The following is a 16811-nucleotide window of genomic DNA, read 5'->3' on the forward strand; positions in this document are numbered from 1 at the left end:
CAACACAATCCTAACCGCGCACCGCTAGGGTGGCGGTCATGGATCGCAGAACCTTGATCACGTCTGGAACAGTCGCCCTGGCCGGCGTCGCCGCTACATCGGCCCGGGCCTCATCCAGCAAGACCCCCGCCGAGGCCCCGGCCTTGAGCATCCCCGGCGTCGGGCTGCCGGTGATCGCCGACGGTCGCCTTAGAAACTACGTCTTCGTCTCGCTGAAGCTGCATATCGGCGGGGGCAAGACGGTCGAGCAGATGCGGCCCAAGGAGGCGTTCTTCCGCGACGCCCTGGTCAAGGCGGCCCACCGCACCCCCTTCACTGTTGCGGGCGACTGGACGCGGCTGGACGAAAACCGGATGTCTGCGGCCCTTGTCGCGGCTGCGAACGCGATCTCTGGACGGGGCTCCGTCGCACGGGCCGAGATCATCGCCCAGAACCCGCGCCTGCGCGCGGGCATGACGCCGGGCGTCTGAAGGTCCGCAACCATGGTTGCGTCAACTTGACGCCCATGACACGCTCCCTCTGCAAATCCCAAGGGACGCACTGACGCGTCCGCCGCGCTCGGGGGGACCGGACGTCGGACAGAGGCGATAACGCCCGCCGTCGCAAGGATCCGTGCGCTTGTTGCAAGGGCATGGAAACGTCAATGACGAACTCACTTACGCTGGTCTTCGCGGCAGGCGTTCTGGCGGTGCTGTACGGCGCCGCCCAGACCGCCGTGCTGATGAGGGCGAGCACCGGCAATGACAAGATGCGAGAGATCGCCGCCGCCATTCAGGAAGGCGCCTCGGCCTATCTGAAGCGGCAATATCTGACGATCGGCATGGTCGGAGTCGTGATCCTGATCGCCGCCTATCTGCTGATCGGCGTCTATGCGGCGGTCGGCTTCGTGATCGGGGCCGTCCTGTCGGGCGCCGCCGGTTACGCCGGCATGCTGATTTCGGTGCGGGCCAATGTGCGCACGGCGCAGGCGGCGTCCGAGAGCCTGTCCAAGGGACTGAACCTGGCGTTCCGCTCGGGCGCCATCACCGGCATGTTCGTGGCGGGCGGCGCCCTGATCGGGGTGTCCGGCTACTTTATCGTGCTGACCCATCACCTGGGTCTGGGCTCGACCAGCCGCGAGGTGATCGACGGTCTGGTGGCCCTGGGCTTCGGCGCCTCGCTGATCTCGATCTTCGCGCGTCTGGGCGGCGGCATCTTCACCAAGGGCGCCGACGTGGGCGGCGACATGGTGGGCAAGGTCGAGGCCGGCATCCCCGAGGACGATCCCCGAAACGCCGCGACCATCGCCGACAATGTGGGCGACAATGTCGGCGACTGCGCCGGCATGGCGGCCGACCTGTTCGAGACCTATGCGGTGACGACGGTGGCGACCATGGTGCTGGCGGCCATCTTCTTCCGCGATCAGCCCTATGTGGGCGCCCTGATGGTGCTGCCGCTGGCGATCTGCGCAGTCTGTATCGTCACCTCGATCATCGGCAGCTTCTTCGTGCGGCTGGGCAAGAGCCACAACATCATGGGGGCGCTGTATCAGGGGCTGATCGTGACCGGCGTCCTGTCCATCGGCGCGGTCTGGTGGGTGATCAACCAGATGGTGACGGGGCCGATCGTGACCGGAAGCGGCCTGACGATCCAGCCGATGGCCCTGTTCTGGTCCGGCATGGTCGGGCTGGCGGTGACGGCGGCCATCGTGGTGGTGACGGAATACTACACGGGGTCGAAATTCCGGCCGGTGCAGTCGGTGGCCAACGCCTCGGTCTCGGGTCACGGGACCAATGTGATCCAGGGGCTGGCGGTCTCGCTGGAGGCCACGGCGCTTCCGGCCCTGACGATCATCGTCGGCATCGTGGCCAGCTTCCAGCTGGCGGGTCTGTTCGGCATCGCCATCGCCACCACCACCATGCTGGGCGTGGCGGGGATGATCGTGGCGCTGGACGCCTTCGGGCCGGTGACGGACAACGCCGGGGGGATCGCCGAAATGGCGGGCCTGCCCAGCGAGGTGCGGCGGTCCACCGATGCGCTCGATGCGGTGGGCAACACCACCAAGGCCGTGACCAAGGGCTACGCCATCGGTTCGGCCGGCCTGGGGGCCCTGGTGCTGTTCGCAGCCTATACGTCGGACCTGCAGTATTTCTCGGCCAATCCGGCGGACTATCCCTTCTTCGCCGACATGGGGCCGATCGCCTTCGACCTGACCAACCCCTATGTCGTCGTCGGCCTGCTGTTCGGGGGGCTGCTGCCCTTCCTGTTCGGCGGCATGTCGATGATGGCGGTCGGGCGCGCGGCGGAGGCCGTGGTGGCCGAGGTGCGACGGCAGTTCCGCGAGAACCCCGGCATCATGACCTATCAGGTCAAGCCGGAGTACGGCCGGGCGGTGGACATCCTGACCAAGGCGGCGATTCGCGAGATGATCGTGCCGTCGCTGTTGCCGGTGCTGTCGCCCATCGTCCTGTTCGTCGCGGTGCTGGCGATTTCGGACAAGGCCAACGCCTTCGCCTCGCTGGGCGCCATGCTGATGGGGGTGATCGTCACTGGCCTGTTCGTCGCCATCTCGATGACCTCGGGCGGCGGCGCCTGGGACAACGCCAAGAAGGTGATCGAGGAAGGCTTCACCGACAAGAACGGCGTGGTCCACGGCAAGGGCTCCGAAGCCCACAAGGCGGCCGTGACCGGCGATACGGTGGGGGATCCCTACAAGGACACCAGCGGCCCGGCGGTGAATCCGATGATCAAGATCACCAATATCGTGGCGCTGCTGCTGCTGGCGGTGCTGGCGAGCGGAAATATCGGCTAAGCTTGTACGAAGACGCCCCGGAGAGTGATCTCCGGGGCGTTTTTTCTTCGGCGATGCGTCGGACCCTAGTCCGGGCGGCGCTTAGTCTGGGCGGCGTTGGCCGGGGGTGTCGTCCTCGGTGCGCGGCAGCTGGCCGCGACCGACGTTGCCCAGCAACTGTTCGAGCACGGTCAGGGCGCGGCCGCGGGTCGGCGTCTCGGTCCGGTTCATCGCGATCTGCTCGCCGTCGGCCAGGCCCAGGGTGCGGACGGCGGCGACCTTGTCGCCGTTCGGCTCGAAGGTGACTTCGGTGATGGTGCGGCTGGCGACGACCGGGCGGTTGTAGGTGTATTTCTCGGTCGTCTGGCTGATGTAGTACCAGACCTGATCCGGTTCGAAGGTCGAGGTGGTCGACGGCGAACCGAGGCGGGCCAGGACGGTTTCCTTGGTGTCGGTCCCCGCGACGATGTCCTGGGGCTTGGCGTCGATGGCCTGGAAGCCGTTGGAGCCGATCATGGGCGCGCAGGCGGCGGACAGGCCAGCCAGGGAAACGGCGACGAAAAGCGGGACGAAACGAGACATGATCGGGCGCCTGCGAGAGAACAAGGTCTTTGACCTAGACGGACCTGCGTCCTAGTTCAACGGCGCGGCGGAAAAGGGGCCGTATAAAACCATGCTGAAATACCTGTTCAGACCCCGGCCCGGCGTCCGCATCGGCGACGCCCTGTACGCCCTGGCGGTGGAACAGGCGCGCCATCTCGGCTTTTACACGCGTCTGGGCGTGGCCGACCGGATCGACGCCCGCTTCGAGCTCTATACGCTGCACGTGCTGCTGCTGGTGCTGAGGCTGCGCGACGAGAACACCGAGGCCGGACGGGACGCAGCCCAGGCCCTGTTTGACGCCTATGTCTCGGCCCTGGACCATGCGCTGCGCGAAGAAGGCGTCGGCGACGTCTCGGTCGGCAAGAAGATGCGCAAGCTGGGCGAGGCCCTGTACGGGCGGATGAACGCCTATGAGACGCCGCTGCGCGACGACGACGCGACGGCGCTGGCCGAGGCCCTGGCGCGCAATGTCTATGCAGAGACCGGGGCGGAACGGGCGAATGATCTGGCGCGCTACGCCCTGGCGGCGCGGGCCGGCCTGGCCGCGCAGGAATTCAATGATGTGCTGGCGAAGCCGGCCTGGACGGATGTTTGAGACGATGAGCGTGAGCCTTCCCTACAGCGAGACGGTGCGGATCAACCAGATCGGCGCCGGACTGAGCCGGCGGCTGGAGCCGGACGCAGACACACGCAAGCGAATCGCTCGCGCCCTGGACCTGCAAGGTCTGGAAGATTTCACGATCGACGTGGAAGTGAAGCCGACCCCGTCGACCAGCGAATGGACGCTGAAGGGCCGGGTCAGCGCCCATGCGGTTCAGACCTGCGGCCTGACGCTGGAGCCGCTGCCCGTCGATGTGGATCGCCGATTCTCTATCCAGCTGGCCGAACGTGCGCCCACGGAGACCGACGAGATCGAGGTCACGCTGGACGAGGAGGACGCCGATCTGATCGAGGACGGCAAGATCGACCTGGGCCAGTACGCCGTCGAGCAACTTGCCCTGTCGTTGGATCCGTTCCCGCGCAAGCCAGGCGCGGAGTTTGTGCAACCGGAAGAACCGGCCGAAATCTCGCCCTTCGCCGCCCTGAAGGCGCTGAAGCCGCAGGACGGCCAAGGCTGAGGTTGACGTTAGGGCCGGGTGGTTGCATCCCCCGGCTTGGGCGCTATCGTCCAGCGCCCTATATCAAGCGTCGCGCGACAAGACGACGCGGCTATTCGAGGTCCATTTGCCAGCCCCAGTTACGATCTCGCTTGACGCCATGGGCGGCGATCACGGCCCATCCGTCGTTATTCCCGGCGTCCGCAGCTATATCCTCACCCATGGCGGGGAGGGGGTTCGCTTCCTGCTGCACGGTGACGAAGCCCAGATTCGGCCTGAGTTGGCGCGCGCCGACCTGTCGGACGCTGTCGCCGAGATCCGCCACACCGAAAAGGTCGTGGCCATGGACGAGAAGCCCGCCCAGGCCATGCGTCGGGGCAAGGGCTCCAGCCTGTGGAACGCCGTCGAGGCGGTGAAGACAGGCGAGGCCGGCGGCGTGGTCTCGGCCGGAAACACCGGCGCCCTGATGGCGATTTCCAAACTGATTCTGCGCATGTCGGCGCCGGGGCTGGAGCGGCCGGCCATCGTCGCCAGCTGGCCGAGCTTCAAGGGCCATACGGCGGTTCTGGACGTGGGCGCCAATATCGGCAGCGACGCCGAGCAGCTGGTCGAGTTCGCCATCATGGGCGAGGCCTTCCAGTCGGCGGTGCGCGGCATCGCCCGGCCGACCATCGGCCTGCTGAACGTCGGCTCTGAAGACATGAAGGGCAACGAACAGGTCAAGGAGGCGCACGCCATCCTGCGAGATGGGCCGTTCGACCTGAATTATCACGGCTTCGTCGAGGGCGACGACATCGCCAAGGGCACGGTGGACGTGGTGGTGACCGACGGCTTCACCGGCAATATCGCCCTGAAGACGGCCGAGGGCACGGCGCGCTATATCTCGGCCCTGCTGCGCGAGGCCCTGACCTCGAACCTGCAGTCCAAGCTGGGCGCCGCCATCGCCATGCCGGCGCTGAAGAAGATGCGCGAGAAGATCGATCCCAGCACCATCAACGGCGGCCCGCTGCTGGGGCTGAACGGGATCGTGGTGAAGAGCCACGGGGGCGCCGACGCCAAGGGATTCGGCAATGCGATCCGCATCGCGGTCGATCTGGCCCGCAGCGACTATATGACCAAGGTGGGCGCCAATCTGGGCAAGCTGGACGCCGTGTTCGACCATTCCAGCCCGCCCGCCGCCCCCGCCGGAGAACCCCTTCAGTGAGCGTCACCCGCAGCGCCGTGACCGGCGTCGGCTCCTATCTGCCGGAGCAGATCGTCACCAACGCCGACTTGGCCAAGTTCGTCGACACCTCCGACGAGTGGATTCAGGAGCGCACCGGCATCAAGCAGCGCCACAAGGCGCGCGACGACCAGCCGACCAGCGATCTGGCTGTCGAGGCCGCCAGGAAGGCCCTGGCCGACGCCGGCAAGACGGCGGCGGACGTCGATCTGATCATCGTGGCCACGACCACGCCGGACATGACCTTCCCGGCCGTCGCCTCGATCGTTCAGCACAAGCTGGGCGCCGGGGTGGGCGTGGCTTTTGACGTCCAGGCGGTCTGTTCAGGCTTCGTGTATGCGCTGAGCGTGGCCGACGGCTTCGTGGCGCGCGGCCTGTCCAAATGCGCCCTGGTGATCGGCGCCGAGGAAATGACGCGGCTGATGGACTGGACCGACCGGACTACCTGCGTCCTGTTCGGCGACGGCGCGGGGGCCGTGGTGCTGGAGCCGCGCGAAGGGCAGGGGACCTCGGCCGATCAGGGGATGCTGGGCTTCGCCCTGCGCGCCGACGGATCGAAGACCGATCTGCTCTACGTCGACGGCGGTCCGGCCACGACCGGGACCGTGGGCCATCTGCGGATGGCCGGGAATCAGGTGTTCCGTCATGCCGTGGTCAATATCGCCGAAGGCATCACCGCCGCCTGCGCCGCCGCCGGCATAGAGATCGCCGACGTCGACTGGTTCGTGCCGCATCAGGCCAATCAGCGGATCATCAAGGGCGTCGGCGACCGGCTGGGTCTGGACGAAACCAAGGTGATCTCGACCGTGGCCCTGCACGCCAACACCTCGGCCGCCTCGATCCCCCTGGCGCTGGACGCGGCGATCCAGGACGGACGGATCAAGAAGGGCGACATGGTCCTGCTGGAGGCCATGGGGGGCGGCCTGACCTGGGGCGCCTGCGCGCTGCGCCTCTAAGTCCGGCAGAGGCATTGATTTTTCGGAGACTTTGCGTCCCTATACGCCCAGCCTACCGCTACCAGACGGGGATATGATGTCAGGCCTACAGACCGTAACGCGCGCCGACCTTTGCGAAGCCGTGCATGAAGAAGTCGGTCTGTCCCGGCAGGAGTGTTCGGCCCTTGTCGAGCGCACCCTGGAACTGATCGTTGAATCCCTGGAACAGGGCGATACGGTCAAACTGTCGGGCTTCGGCGTGTTTCAGGTTCGCGAGAAGCGCGCCCGCATGGGGCGCAATCCCAAGACCGGTGAGCCGGCGGCGATCAATCCGCGCCGGGTCATCAGCTTCCGCGCCTCTCAGATCATGAAGAGCCGGGTTCACGACGCCGTCGTCGAGGCCTGAGTCCCTTGGCCAAGAGCCCAGACGCCTTCCGCACGATCTCCGAGGCGGCCGAGGAAGTCGGGGCGCCGCAGCATGTGCTGCGCTTCTGGGAAACCAAGTTCAGTTTCGTGGTTCCCGTGAAACGGGCCGGGGGGCGCCGGTTCTATCGACCGCAGGACATAGCGGTGCTGAAGGCCGTGCGGCGGCTGCTGCACGACGACGGCCTGACGATTCGCGGGGTTCAGCGCCTGCACAAGGAGCAGGGGCTGAAGAAGCTGGTCGGCGCAGAGGCGGCGGCCCTGATCGAGGATGGCGAGACGTTCGCCGCCATCGCGACGCCAGTCCCGGCGCGCCCCGTCTCGATGTCGCACGCCGGGCGCGCCGAACATGCGGATCTGCAGGGTGTTCTGGCCGATCTGGAGCAGGCGAAGGCGCGTCTGGACGCCGTGCTTTCGCGGTCGGTAGAAAAGTCGTTTTAGCGTTTGCGGTCAACGGTCGCCCCGTCTATAGGGAGCGCCTTCGGAGCGTGGCGCAGCCTGGTAGCGCACTTGACTGGGGGTCAAGGGGTCGCAGGTTCGAATCCTGTCGCTCCGACCATTTCCTCTAAGGAAACGGTTGGTTAGAGGGGCCGCTTTCGGGCGGCCCCTTTGCAATTCGGGTCGCTGTCGGGCCCGCCGTCCTTTTACCAACTGCGGTGAGCGGTCATCGCCTCCGCCCTGGCCCAAGCCTCGCGCCCCGCATCATTCCAGGCCGACCCCAGTCGGCGCAGCTGTCGACGTGAGCCGTTGTCGGGGCGGATGAAATTACAGGGTGTGAGCGCCCTTGCGTGCTGAGCCTCCTGCGAGATGCTATCAGGGTGAACGGCAGGGACATTGTCGCCGCAACCAACAGGGATTCCCTTGATTTGATCGGACAATATGGATGGTCGACGTCTCTGGCAGAGGCCTTCGAACCCCATGAGCGTGCAGGCCACACGCCGGGCCGCATCATTCTCCACCAGCGGGACGGTTACGTCGTCGCGACCGACAACGGCGAAATACGCGCCAAGGTTTCGGGGCGGCTACGTCATGAGGCGGGGGAAATCGGGCATCCGGCGGTCGGGGACTGGGTCGCCCTTTCGTTCGGCGCGCAGGAGCGCACGGCCACGATCTACGCCTTCCTGCCGCGCCGCACGGCCTTCGTCCGCAGGGCGGCCGACAGTATGCGGAAACTGCAGATCCTGGCCGCAAACGTCGATGTGGCCTTTATCGTCACCTCCCTGAACGGTGATCTCAACCTGCGCCGGATCCAGCGGTATCTGGCGGCGGCCTGGGAAAGCGGCGCCCGGCCTGTCGTGGTGCTGACGAAATCGGACCTGTGCGCCGATCCGGAGGGCCAGGCGGCCCGCGTCGCCGCCCTGGAGCCGGGCTGTCCTGTGTTGATGGTCTCGGCCCGCCAAGGCGTGGGCCTCGACGCCTTGCTCGCCCAGGTGGGGAGGGGGGAGACCTGCGTGCTGATCGGCTCGTCCGGCGTCGGCAAGTCGACCCTGGTCAACGCCTTCCTGAACGAAGACCGGATGGCGACGCAGGCCATCCGCGAGACCGACGATCAGGGGCGGCACACCACCAGCCACCGCCAGCTCATCCTGCTTCCCGGCGGCCGGTTGATGCTGGACACGCCCGGTATCCGCGAAGTCGGTCTGATCGACGCCGAAACGGGCGTGAGCGCCGTGTTCGAAGACATCGAGGGCCTGCTCCAGACGTGCCGGTTCACCAACTGCAGTCACGCCAACGAGCCGGGCTGCGCCGTGCAGGCCGCCGTGCAGAGCGGCGCGCTCGATCCCGCGCGGTGGGCGCATTACCAGAAGCTGACCCTCGAGGCGGCTGCGGCCGAGCACGAGCAGGAGCGGGCGGCGAAGGCGGTAGAGCGTCGCCGGCTGGGCGCGCTGCAGAAGGTGTACCGCGCCACCAAGAGGAACGACCGGGGCGGCGGCGACTGATCGTCCGTGATCGGTTCCAATCCTCCGCAAGACGGGTTCGGACGAATTATGGCCTTTCCCGCAGCCAATCAGGCTAGTCGAGAGATTCAAACCTGAAAGAGTTCAAAAATGCCCGCATACACCATCGTAACCACCAGTGCGGTCCAGGGCGGCGACACCGCCGAGGTCAACACGCTGACGGACGACTTCGCCAATGACAGCGAGGCGCTGGGCTATGCGCGTCGGATGGCCGACGAAATGATCGACATGGCCCATCAGCTCCTGCTGGATTTCGATTACAGCAATGTCGGCGTCTATGACGGCGATCTGATCGACGAGGACATCACGCCCGACCACGCATCCCTGATCGGCGTATGGGTGCTCGACGAAGACGGCTCCGCCTGCGTGACCGCAGAAGAATTCCGCGAGGGGGTGACCGAAGTCGAGCCTTCCTAATCGTCACGCAGCAGTCCGCCCCGGGGCTACCTGTGCAGGAACGTCATCCCGACGCTGGCGGCGGCCGGGAGGTCTGGCCCGGACGGGGGATCCGATCGGCTGTCGCCGCTCCAGCAAGCAGACCGAGGGTGCAGACGGCGCCATGACGGCTAGATCAGCCATGACTGGCGGCGTGAACCCCGCCGGGATTCGAAGAATGCAGTCGACAATCTCTTTTATATTTGCATTTCGAGTGCCATAAGTCTGGCCTTGAGCTAGGCTGACCAGGAGACGAGCCGATGACGGACCTCATCCAGATTCAGGTGGGCAGGAAGGCCCTTCGGACCGCGCGGATCGAAACCCTGGGCCTGCCCGTCCCGGCGGAGGGCGAGGTGCTGGTGGCGATCGATCGGTTCGCCCTGACGGCCAACAACATCAGCTATGCGGTCACCGGCGATGTCATTGGATACTGGGGCTTCTTTCCGGTGGACGCCGAGTGGGGGCTCGTGCCGGTCTGGGGCTATGGCACGGTGGTCGCTGCGAACGCCGCGGGGCTGGCGGTCGGGGAGCGTCTCTACGGTTTCTTCCCCATGGCCTCTCATGTGGTGCTGCAACCGGGCAAGGTCACGGAAGGATCCTTTGTGGATGTCGCCGCGCACCGACGCTCCCTGCCGGCCCTCTACAACCGCTACACCCGCGTCGCTGCGGACCCGCCGGAAATTGCGGCCATGGGAGACGAGCGGTGCCTGTTCTTTCCGCTCTTCGCTACCTCCTACATCCTGGCGGACTATCTGGAGGACAACGCCAATTTCGGCGCGACGCGGGTCTTGATCGGCAGCGCCTCGTCAAAGACGGCCCTTGGCCTGGCGTGGCTGTTGGCCAAGGCTGCGGACAAGACGCTGGAGGTGGTCGGTCTGACGTCTCCCGGCAACGCCGCCTTTACAGAATCGCTGGCCCTCTATGACCGGGTGGTGACGTACGACCAGATCGATGCGCTTGAGACCGGTGTCCCCACCGCCCTGGTGGACATGTCGGGATCAGGGGCGGTGATTGGCGCCGTCGATGATCATCTGGGCGAGGACGTCGTCCTCAGCACCATCGTCGGGGCGACCCACTGGGACGCCAGACGGCACAAGGGCGAAACCCGAGGCGCGACCCCGACCTTCTTCTTCGCTCCGGCCCAGTTCGGCAAGCGCGAGCAGGACTGGGGTCCCGGCGTCGTGATGCGCCGCGCCCAGGAGGCCAGCGCGCGGATCGCCGCCGACGCCCGCACCCTGTTGGACGTGCGTCATGACCGCGGCCCCGAGGCCGTGCGCGACGCCTGGGTGGAAATGGTGGAGGGGCGCACGCCGCCCAGTATCGGGGTGATGCTGAGCGTGGTCTGAGCCCTTCAGATTATCGATCCGTTGGTCGGCCCATACGGATCGGGATCAGCCTTCAATCTGCGCCATCAGGCGCTGGCGCGTGGATCAGGCCGCTGTCCAGATGAGGTGGCCTAGGGCGGCCGTTAAGCCCAGCATCAGGGCCAGCGCCAGCCGCGGTCCGGCGACAAGGCCGGATAATGGGCGGGCCGGAAAGGCCATGGCGTGGGTCAGCGCCGCCATCTTCAACTCGTGAGCCTGGAGGAAGCGGGGATTGGTGGCGAGAACCATCATGTCGCGGCGGCTGCGATACCGCATTAGGCCCGTTATGCTCCAGCCGGGGTCCTGCGGCACGTTCAGCGCGTCCACATAGCCCGAAATCTTGCGGTAGTTCAGCAGCGGCAGTCCGCCGTTGACGATCAGGGTGGGGGCGAAGACGGCGAAGTAGGCCTTCAACATCGACCGGCCGCTTCTCTCCTGTCCCGTCGTCGGATCGGCGACCTGACCCGGCCGAACCCGGATCAGATTGACCATGATGAACTCCCGGCCGTCATCCTCTTCGAGGAACCGGCGGATCTGATCCATGTCGTTCAGACCAGCGGGCCACAGGGCCTCCGCCCTCGCCATGAAATGGTCGATCTCATGGGGCTGGAGCGGCCCGCGCCAGTTGTCATACCAAAGGCGAAACCCGAGGTAGAGCCCCGCCGCAGCCGCCCAGATCATCCAAGGGTGAGCTTCCATCGCCGGTCTCAGTTCGACCAGGTGACATAGGTGTCGCCCGGCTGAATGCGCTCCTCGCCGGTACGGTCCACACCCACGGGCGCCTCTACCAGCGCCGGCCACATCGTCCGGCCCTGATGCGCATTGTGGGCCTCGAGTTCAGCGGTTAGAGCGGCCACGATATCCGGGCGGCGGGCTGAAAGGTCGTGCTGTTCGGTGGGGTCTGAAGCCAGGTCGAAGAGCCAGGTTCGCTTGGGTCGGTCCAGCACCTGAAGCTTCCAGTCGCCAGACCGCACGACGCGATACCCGCCGGATCTCCAGAACAGCGAGGTGTGCGGCCGTCCCGAGACCGCGCCGGTCAGGAAGGGCGAAAGATCGACTCCGTCCATCTTCCGGTCGGCGGGCAGGGCGGCCCCGGCGGCGGCGGCGGCGGTGGCGTAGATGTCGAAATGCGAGACAGGCGCGGTCAACTGGGCGCCGGCGGGTATCCGCTTTGGCCAGTGCATGAAATAGGGCACGCGGATGCCGCCTTCAAAGAAGGTCAGCTTCCACCCGCGGAAGGGCTTGTTGATCTGCGGCAGGCCCAGGTAGTTGGCCCCGCCATTATCGCTGGTGAAGACCACCAGGGTGTTCTCATCCAGTCCCTGCGCCTTCAGTTCGGCCATGATGCGTCCCACGCCCCGGTCCAAGGCCACGATCATCGCGGCATAGACGCGCTCGCGGTGATTGGTGATGTGGCTGAGGGCGTCGTAGTCGGACTTAAGCGCCTGAAGCGGCGTGTGCGGAGCATTGTAGGCCAGATACATGAAGAACGGCCGGTTGCGGTTGGCCCGGATCCCAGCCAGCGCCTGGTCGGTCAGATAGTCGGTCATATAGGCGTTGGGGTGGAACCGGTCCCCGCCGTTGTACTGGACGCTGTAGGGCAGATTCGCCCATAGGAATTTGTCTATGGGATCAAAGTCCTGACGGGAGTTCACAACGTTCGGATCATTGGCGGGCAAGAACATCTGGGCGCCTACGATGAATCCGAGGCTTTCATCGAAGCCCTGTTGTTCAGGGCGCATTCCATCGGTCTCCCCCAGATGCCATTTGCCCAGATGTATCGTGTGGTAACCCCGGCCCTGCATCAGTTCCGCCAGGGTGATTTCCGAAGCGGGCACCCCCATCTGTTCATAAGGCGGCGTGTCCTTCACCCGGTCGCGCCGGAAGACCGGTTGTGGCCCATCGCCGCGGGGCGCGAGCGTCGGAATCAACTGGGCCATCTGGATGGGAACCGCCGTGAACTCGAAGCCGAACCGGGTCGGATAGCGACCCGTCATCAGGGCGGCGCGGGATGGCGAACAGGTCGCATTGCCGGCATAGCCGGTGGCCAGGACTGCGCCGGTCTGCGCCAGTCCATCAATGTTTGGGGTGCGGACGGTTCCATTCCCGAGCCCGCCGTTCAGGCTGATGTCGTTGAACCCGAGATCGTCCGCCAGGATGACGATGACATTGGGGGGGCGATCAGATGGGGCCGCGGCCGGCGTGGCGGGCCCTGCGTCCCAGATAACCTCCCGGTTAGGCCCGACCTTTGGCCCACGCCAGCCCGCGATATGAAGGATCACATAGTCCTTGAGGGCCAGCCCGCCGAAGCCCAGCACGACCAGCCCCGCGAGCGCCCCCCCGATCCACAAACCACGCTTCATAGCCGCTCCTCACCAGGCTCTTTCAGCCTGCGCCCCAATATATTGTCATGAAAGATGCCAATATATTGGGGCGGCTGTAAAGCCCTGCGTAAACGCCGCCAGATCCCTCAGCTTCTCCGGTCGGTCGACGGACTTGCAAGCCTGACGATCGCGACCAAGCGCAGCAGGATGGTGTCGAACGTCTCGCCCGACGCCGCGACCGGCAACGGCTTCCACGCCTCGAGGACAAGAACGGCGCCCGTCGTGATCCTGGCTTGCAGGCCACGCACCCCTCGAAGCTTCAAGTCTGGATCTGCGTTCGGTTGCGTGTCTCGACGCGCTTGAATAATAATGCATCATGAGTGCAGATAGATTTCAACCTATATTCGCCCCTTCCGGAGAGAGGGTTATGCCGCAAATCATCACTGCCGACGGTCTTGCCCGACTGCGGAAAGGTCTGGGCATGACGGACGCGCCCTGGCAATGGCGGTTCGTCGAGGCGACGGGCAGACCTGCTCTTGCAGACGAAGGGTTCGTAGTAGGGATGAATCAGGGCGCGGAAAGGGGGCGATCAATCACAGCCTCGCTGATGCTGCAGTCGGCGGCTTAGCGCGTGGACGCCGGGGTTTTCGATTTCATCATCGTGGGGGCAGGTTCGGCGGGGTGTGTGCTGGCTGAACGCCTGTCGCGGGATCCGGCCCATTCGGTTTTACTGTTGGAAGCTGGCGGATCGGACAACAGTGCGCTGGTGCGCACCCCGATGCTGATGGGCCTGGCGATCCAGTCCCGGTCCTTCAACTGGCGTTATGAAACCGAGCCTCAGGCGGAGTTGAACGATCGCAGACTTTACTGGCCACGGGGTCGGACACTGGGCGGGTCGAGCGCGATCAACGCCATGCACTACATCCGCGGCGCGCCTGAGAATTACGACGAGTGGCGTGATGTTTATGGGTGTGAGGGCTGGGGCTGGGACCAGGCCCTGCCGGCCTTTCGCGAGGTTGAAGGCCAGTGCCGGGGGGCGGATCCCTGGCACGGGGCCGACGGTCCGCTCACGGTTCAGGACGTGCGTCCGCTGAACCGGCTGACGGAGGCGTTTTTCGAGGCCGGCGCCGGTCTGCAGTATCCGCGCAATCCGGATTTCAATGGCGTCGCCCAACTGGGATTCGGGCCTTATCAGGTGACCCAGCGCGGCCTGCGCCGCTGGAGCGCCGCTGACGCCTTTTTGAAGCCGGCGCTCGCGCGGCCGAACCTGACGCTGCGCACCGGGGCGCTGGTCCGCAGGGTCGAACTGGAAGGCGGCGTCGCCACGGGGGTGGAGGTCGATATCGCGGGCCGCCGCCAAACCCTCTCGGCGCGCGAGATCATCCTGTGCGGCGGCGCCGTCAATTCGCCCCAACTGCTGCAGTTGTCAGGCATTGGCGACGCCGCAGACCTGCGCGCGGCCGGCGTCACCCCCGAGGTGGATCTGCCTGGCGTAGGCCGTAATCTGCAAGATCACATCGATATCATCGGCCAGATCTCGACCCGAAGCGCCACGTCGATCGGGCTGTCGCTGCGGGCCATGCCGACCCTGATCGGCGGGTTGGCGGCCTGGATGGGCGGCCGTCCCGGGCCGATGTCGACCAACCCGATCCAGGGCGGGGCATTTGTCCGCTCGTCCCATGCGGGGGATCTGCCGGACATCCAGCTGGTGTTCACGCCCGGTCTGGCGGCGCCGCATGGTCGGGACCTGCCGTTAGGCCATGGGGCCACGCTTCACGCCTGTGTCCTGTATCCCGAGAGCCGGGGACAGATCCGGATCACCTCGCCCGACCCCGCCCTTCCTCCCGCCATCGATCCGGCCTATCTCACGGCAGGCCGCGACATCGAGGTGCTGACGGACGGACTGGAGATGATCCGGACCCTGTTGGGCTCCGCAGCCTTCGCGTTCGACCGGCGGGCCGAACTGCTGCCGGGGCCAGATCGGACCCAACGGTCGCAACTGATGGATGACGTGCGCGCCCGGGCGGAAACCCTCTACCATCCGGTCGGAACTTGCGCGATGGGGACGGGAGACCTGTCGGTGGTTGATCCGAAGTTGAAAGTCCGTGGCGTGCGAGGTCTGCGCGTTGTGGACGCCTCGGTCATGCCGCGTCTGGTCGGCGGGAACACCAATGCGCCGACCATCATGATCGCCACGTGCGCGGCGCGGATGATTCTGGAGACGAACTGATGCCCCATTCTCTCGAGACCGCCTCCGACATCGCCGTCATCGGCCCCTTGATCGCGGCGCAGAGGGCCGCCTTTGCGCGCCAACCGCGGCGGCCGCTCGCGGATCGCCGCGCCGATCTGATGGCGATCGAACGGCTGGTGCTGGACCACGAGGGGGATATCGCCGAGGCGATCGATGCGGACTTTGGCGGCCGTTCCCGCAATGAGACCCGGTTGGTCGAGATCGCCGTCACTGCTCAGGCCGCGCGACACGCCCGCGCCAGCCTTGCGCGCTGGATGGCGCCGCACGCCGTGCCGACGCCGCTTATGGCCGCGCCTGGGCGCTCTCGCATTCGACATGAGCCCAAGGGCGTCGTCGGTATTGTATCGCCCTGGAACTATCCGGTTCAGCTTACGCTCGTCCCGTTGGTCGCAGCGCTCGCGGCGGGGTGCCGCGCCCTCATCAAACCATCCGAGCTTACGCCGCGCACCTCGGCCTTGATGGCGCAGTTGCTGGCCGATCGTTTCCCGACCGATCAGGTGGCTGTAGTGACCGGCGACGCCGAGGTCGCTGCGGCCTTTTGCGCCGAGCGTTTCGACCACCTGTTCTACACAGGGTCCACTCGGGTCGGGCGTTCGGTCGCCGAGGCGGCCGCTCGTCATCTGTCCCCTGTGACCCTCGAACTCGGGGGCAAGTCGCCCGTCATCCTGGCCGCCGATGCGCCGCTCGAGCGGTTGGCCCACCCTCTGGCCTGGGGGCGGTTCCTGAACGCCGGGCAGACCTGCGTGGCGCCCGATTATGTCCTGGCGGTCGGGGACCGGTCCGAGGCCGTGGGGCGAGCGGTTATTCGTCAGGCCGAAATCTTCTATCCCGAGGTGGGCGCCAACGACGACTACACCGCCATCGTATCGGACCGCCATTACGCCCGTCTCAATGCGATGATCGAAGAGGCGCGAAGCCGAGGGGTTCATATACTGCAAGCCGGGCATGACGCTCAGGCGGCGGCGCGGACACGGCGAATCCCGCCCACGGTCCTGATCGACCCGCCGGCCGACCTTGCGATCATGCGCGAAGAGATATTCGGACCACTGTTGCCCATCGTGTCGACGGCCTCGATCGACGCCGCCTGCGCCCACGTGAACGCCGGGGAGAGACCGCTCGCCCTGTATGTCTTCAGCGACGACCCGCGCGTGGTGCGCCATGTGCTGGACGCCACTCATTCCGGCGGGGTTACGGTCAACGCCACCATGCTGCACCTCACCAACGAGAACCTGCCGTTCGGGGGCGTGGGGGAGAGCGGCTCTGGCGCCTACCATGGTCGGCGCGGCTTCGAGGAGTTCAGCCATGCCCGCAGCGTGTTCGAGGCGGGCCGCTGGCACGCCAGTCGGCTGGTCGCCCCCCCTTACGGCGCAGTTTTCCGCATGATCTCCAGGTTGGCCCTCAGGTCCTGAGACTGACGGCCCGAGACTGA

16 protein-coding genes and 1 tRNA gene are annotated in these 16811 nt (G+C 66.1%); 14 read left to right on the forward strand and 3 right to left on the reverse strand.

Annotation, left to right across the window (positions count from 1 at the left end; translation table 11 throughout):
- Nucleotides 1-38: 38 nt before the first annotated feature.
- Nucleotides 39-470 carry a hypothetical protein gene (locus ACW18C_RS08480; RefSeq protein ID WP_154725498.1) on the forward strand — a complete coding sequence of 144 codons (432 nt, stop codon included), beginning with the start codon at nucleotides 39-41 and terminating at the stop codon, nucleotides 468-470.
- A 173-nt stretch (nucleotides 471-643) separates the two neighbouring features.
- Nucleotides 644-2791, forward strand: a complete 2148-nt coding sequence (locus tag ACW18C_RS08485; RefSeq protein ID WP_492070478.1) for a sodium-translocating pyrophosphatase — start codon at nucleotides 644-646, stop codon at nucleotides 2789-2791.
- An 81-nt stretch (nucleotides 2792-2872) separates the two neighbouring features.
- Here the strand turns inward: ACW18C_RS08485 and ACW18C_RS08490 are convergent, their stop codons facing one another.
- A complete protein-coding gene (locus tag ACW18C_RS08490) occupies nucleotides 2873-3352 on the reverse strand; it encodes an outer membrane protein assembly factor BamE (protein ID WP_008262615.1) in 480 nt (159 codons plus the stop codon).
- A 91-nt stretch (nucleotides 3353-3443) separates the two neighbouring features.
- On the opposite strand from ACW18C_RS08490, the gene ACW18C_RS08495 reads away from it, so the two are divergent.
- From ACW18C_RS08495 to ACW18C_RS08540, 10 genes are all read left to right on the forward strand, one after another.
- Nucleotides 3444-3968, forward strand: coding sequence for a ubiquinol-cytochrome C chaperone family protein (locus ACW18C_RS08495; RefSeq protein ID WP_492070479.1), 525 nt, complete (start codon nucleotides 3444-3446; stop codon nucleotides 3966-3968).
- Nucleotides 3969-3972: 4 nt separating this feature from the next.
- Nucleotides 3973-4491, forward strand: a complete 519-nt coding sequence (locus ACW18C_RS08500) for a YceD family protein (protein ID WP_035310147.1) — start codon at nucleotides 3973-3975, stop codon at nucleotides 4489-4491.
- Nucleotides 4492-4630: 139 nt separating this feature from the next.
- The gene (gene plsX / locus ACW18C_RS08505) at nucleotides 4631-5674 is read left to right on the forward strand and encodes a phosphate acyltransferase PlsX (protein ID WP_492073993.1); all 1044 of its coding nucleotides are present in this window, start codon (nucleotides 4631-4633) and stop codon (nucleotides 5672-5674) included.
- Nucleotides 5671-6648: a beta-ketoacyl-ACP synthase III gene (locus tag ACW18C_RS08510; protein WP_154726839.1), complete on the forward strand. Its 978-nt coding sequence runs from the start codon at nucleotides 5671-5673 to the stop codon at nucleotides 6646-6648. Before plsX ends, ACW18C_RS08510 begins: the two co-directional genes overlap by 4 nt.
- A gap of 76 nt (nucleotides 6649-6724) precedes the next feature.
- Nucleotides 6725-7033 carry an integration host factor subunit alpha gene (locus ACW18C_RS08515; RefSeq protein WP_035306862.1) on the forward strand — a complete coding sequence of 103 codons (309 nt, stop codon included), beginning with the start codon at nucleotides 6725-6727 and terminating at the stop codon, nucleotides 7031-7033.
- Nucleotides 7034-7038: 5 nt separating this feature from the next.
- Nucleotides 7039-7491 (forward strand): MerR family transcriptional regulator, encoded by a 453-nt coding sequence (locus tag ACW18C_RS08520; RefSeq protein ID WP_035306827.1) that lies wholly within the window; start codon nucleotides 7039-7041, stop codon nucleotides 7489-7491.
- 41 nt (nucleotides 7492-7532) lie between these two features.
- Nucleotides 7533-7609, forward strand: a tRNA-Pro gene (locus ACW18C_RS08525).
- 307 nt (nucleotides 7610-7916) lie between these two features.
- Nucleotides 7917-8990, forward strand: a complete 1074-nt coding sequence (gene rsgA / locus ACW18C_RS08530) for a ribosome small subunit-dependent GTPase A (RefSeq protein WP_492070480.1) — start codon at nucleotides 7917-7919, stop codon at nucleotides 8988-8990.
- Between the two features lie 108 nt (nucleotides 8991-9098).
- A complete protein-coding gene (locus ACW18C_RS08535) occupies nucleotides 9099-9425 on the forward strand; it encodes a hypothetical protein (RefSeq protein ID WP_492070481.1) in 327 nt (108 codons plus the stop codon).
- Between the two features lie 278 nt (nucleotides 9426-9703).
- The gene (locus ACW18C_RS08540; RefSeq protein ID WP_492070482.1) at nucleotides 9704-10789 is read left to right on the forward strand and encodes a DUF2855 family protein; all 1086 of its coding nucleotides are present in this window, start codon (nucleotides 9704-9706) and stop codon (nucleotides 10787-10789) included.
- Between the two features lie 84 nt (nucleotides 10790-10873).
- On the opposite strand, the gene ACW18C_RS08545 is transcribed toward ACW18C_RS08540, so the two are convergent.
- Together ACW18C_RS08545 and ACW18C_RS08550 are read right to left on the reverse strand one after the other, a co-directional pair.
- Nucleotides 10874-11506, reverse strand: coding sequence for a hypothetical protein (locus tag ACW18C_RS08545; RefSeq protein WP_492070483.1), 633 nt, complete (start codon nucleotides 11504-11506; stop codon nucleotides 10874-10876).
- A gap of 8 nt (nucleotides 11507-11514) precedes the next feature.
- Complete coding sequence (locus ACW18C_RS08550; RefSeq protein WP_492070484.1) at nucleotides 11515-13170, reverse strand: sulfatase-like hydrolase/transferase; 1656 nt, start codon at nucleotides 13168-13170, stop codon at nucleotides 11515-11517.
- Nucleotides 13171-13762: 592 nt separating this feature from the next.
- Between ACW18C_RS08550 and ACW18C_RS08555 the strand changes: the two genes are divergently transcribed.
- Together ACW18C_RS08555 and ACW18C_RS08560 are read left to right on the forward strand one after the other, a co-directional pair.
- Nucleotides 13763-15361: a GMC family oxidoreductase gene (locus ACW18C_RS08555; protein ID WP_492070485.1), complete on the forward strand. Its 1599-nt coding sequence runs from the start codon at nucleotides 13763-13765 to the stop codon at nucleotides 15359-15361.
- Complete coding sequence (locus ACW18C_RS08560) at nucleotides 15361-16791, forward strand: coniferyl aldehyde dehydrogenase (RefSeq protein WP_492070486.1); 1431 nt, start codon at nucleotides 15361-15363, stop codon at nucleotides 16789-16791. Before ACW18C_RS08555 ends, ACW18C_RS08560 begins: the two co-directional genes overlap by 1 nt.
- The last annotated feature ends 20 nt before the right edge of the window (nucleotides 16792-16811 follow it).

It is taken from the genome of Brevundimonas sp. FV1ye7S, assembly GCF_058680995.1.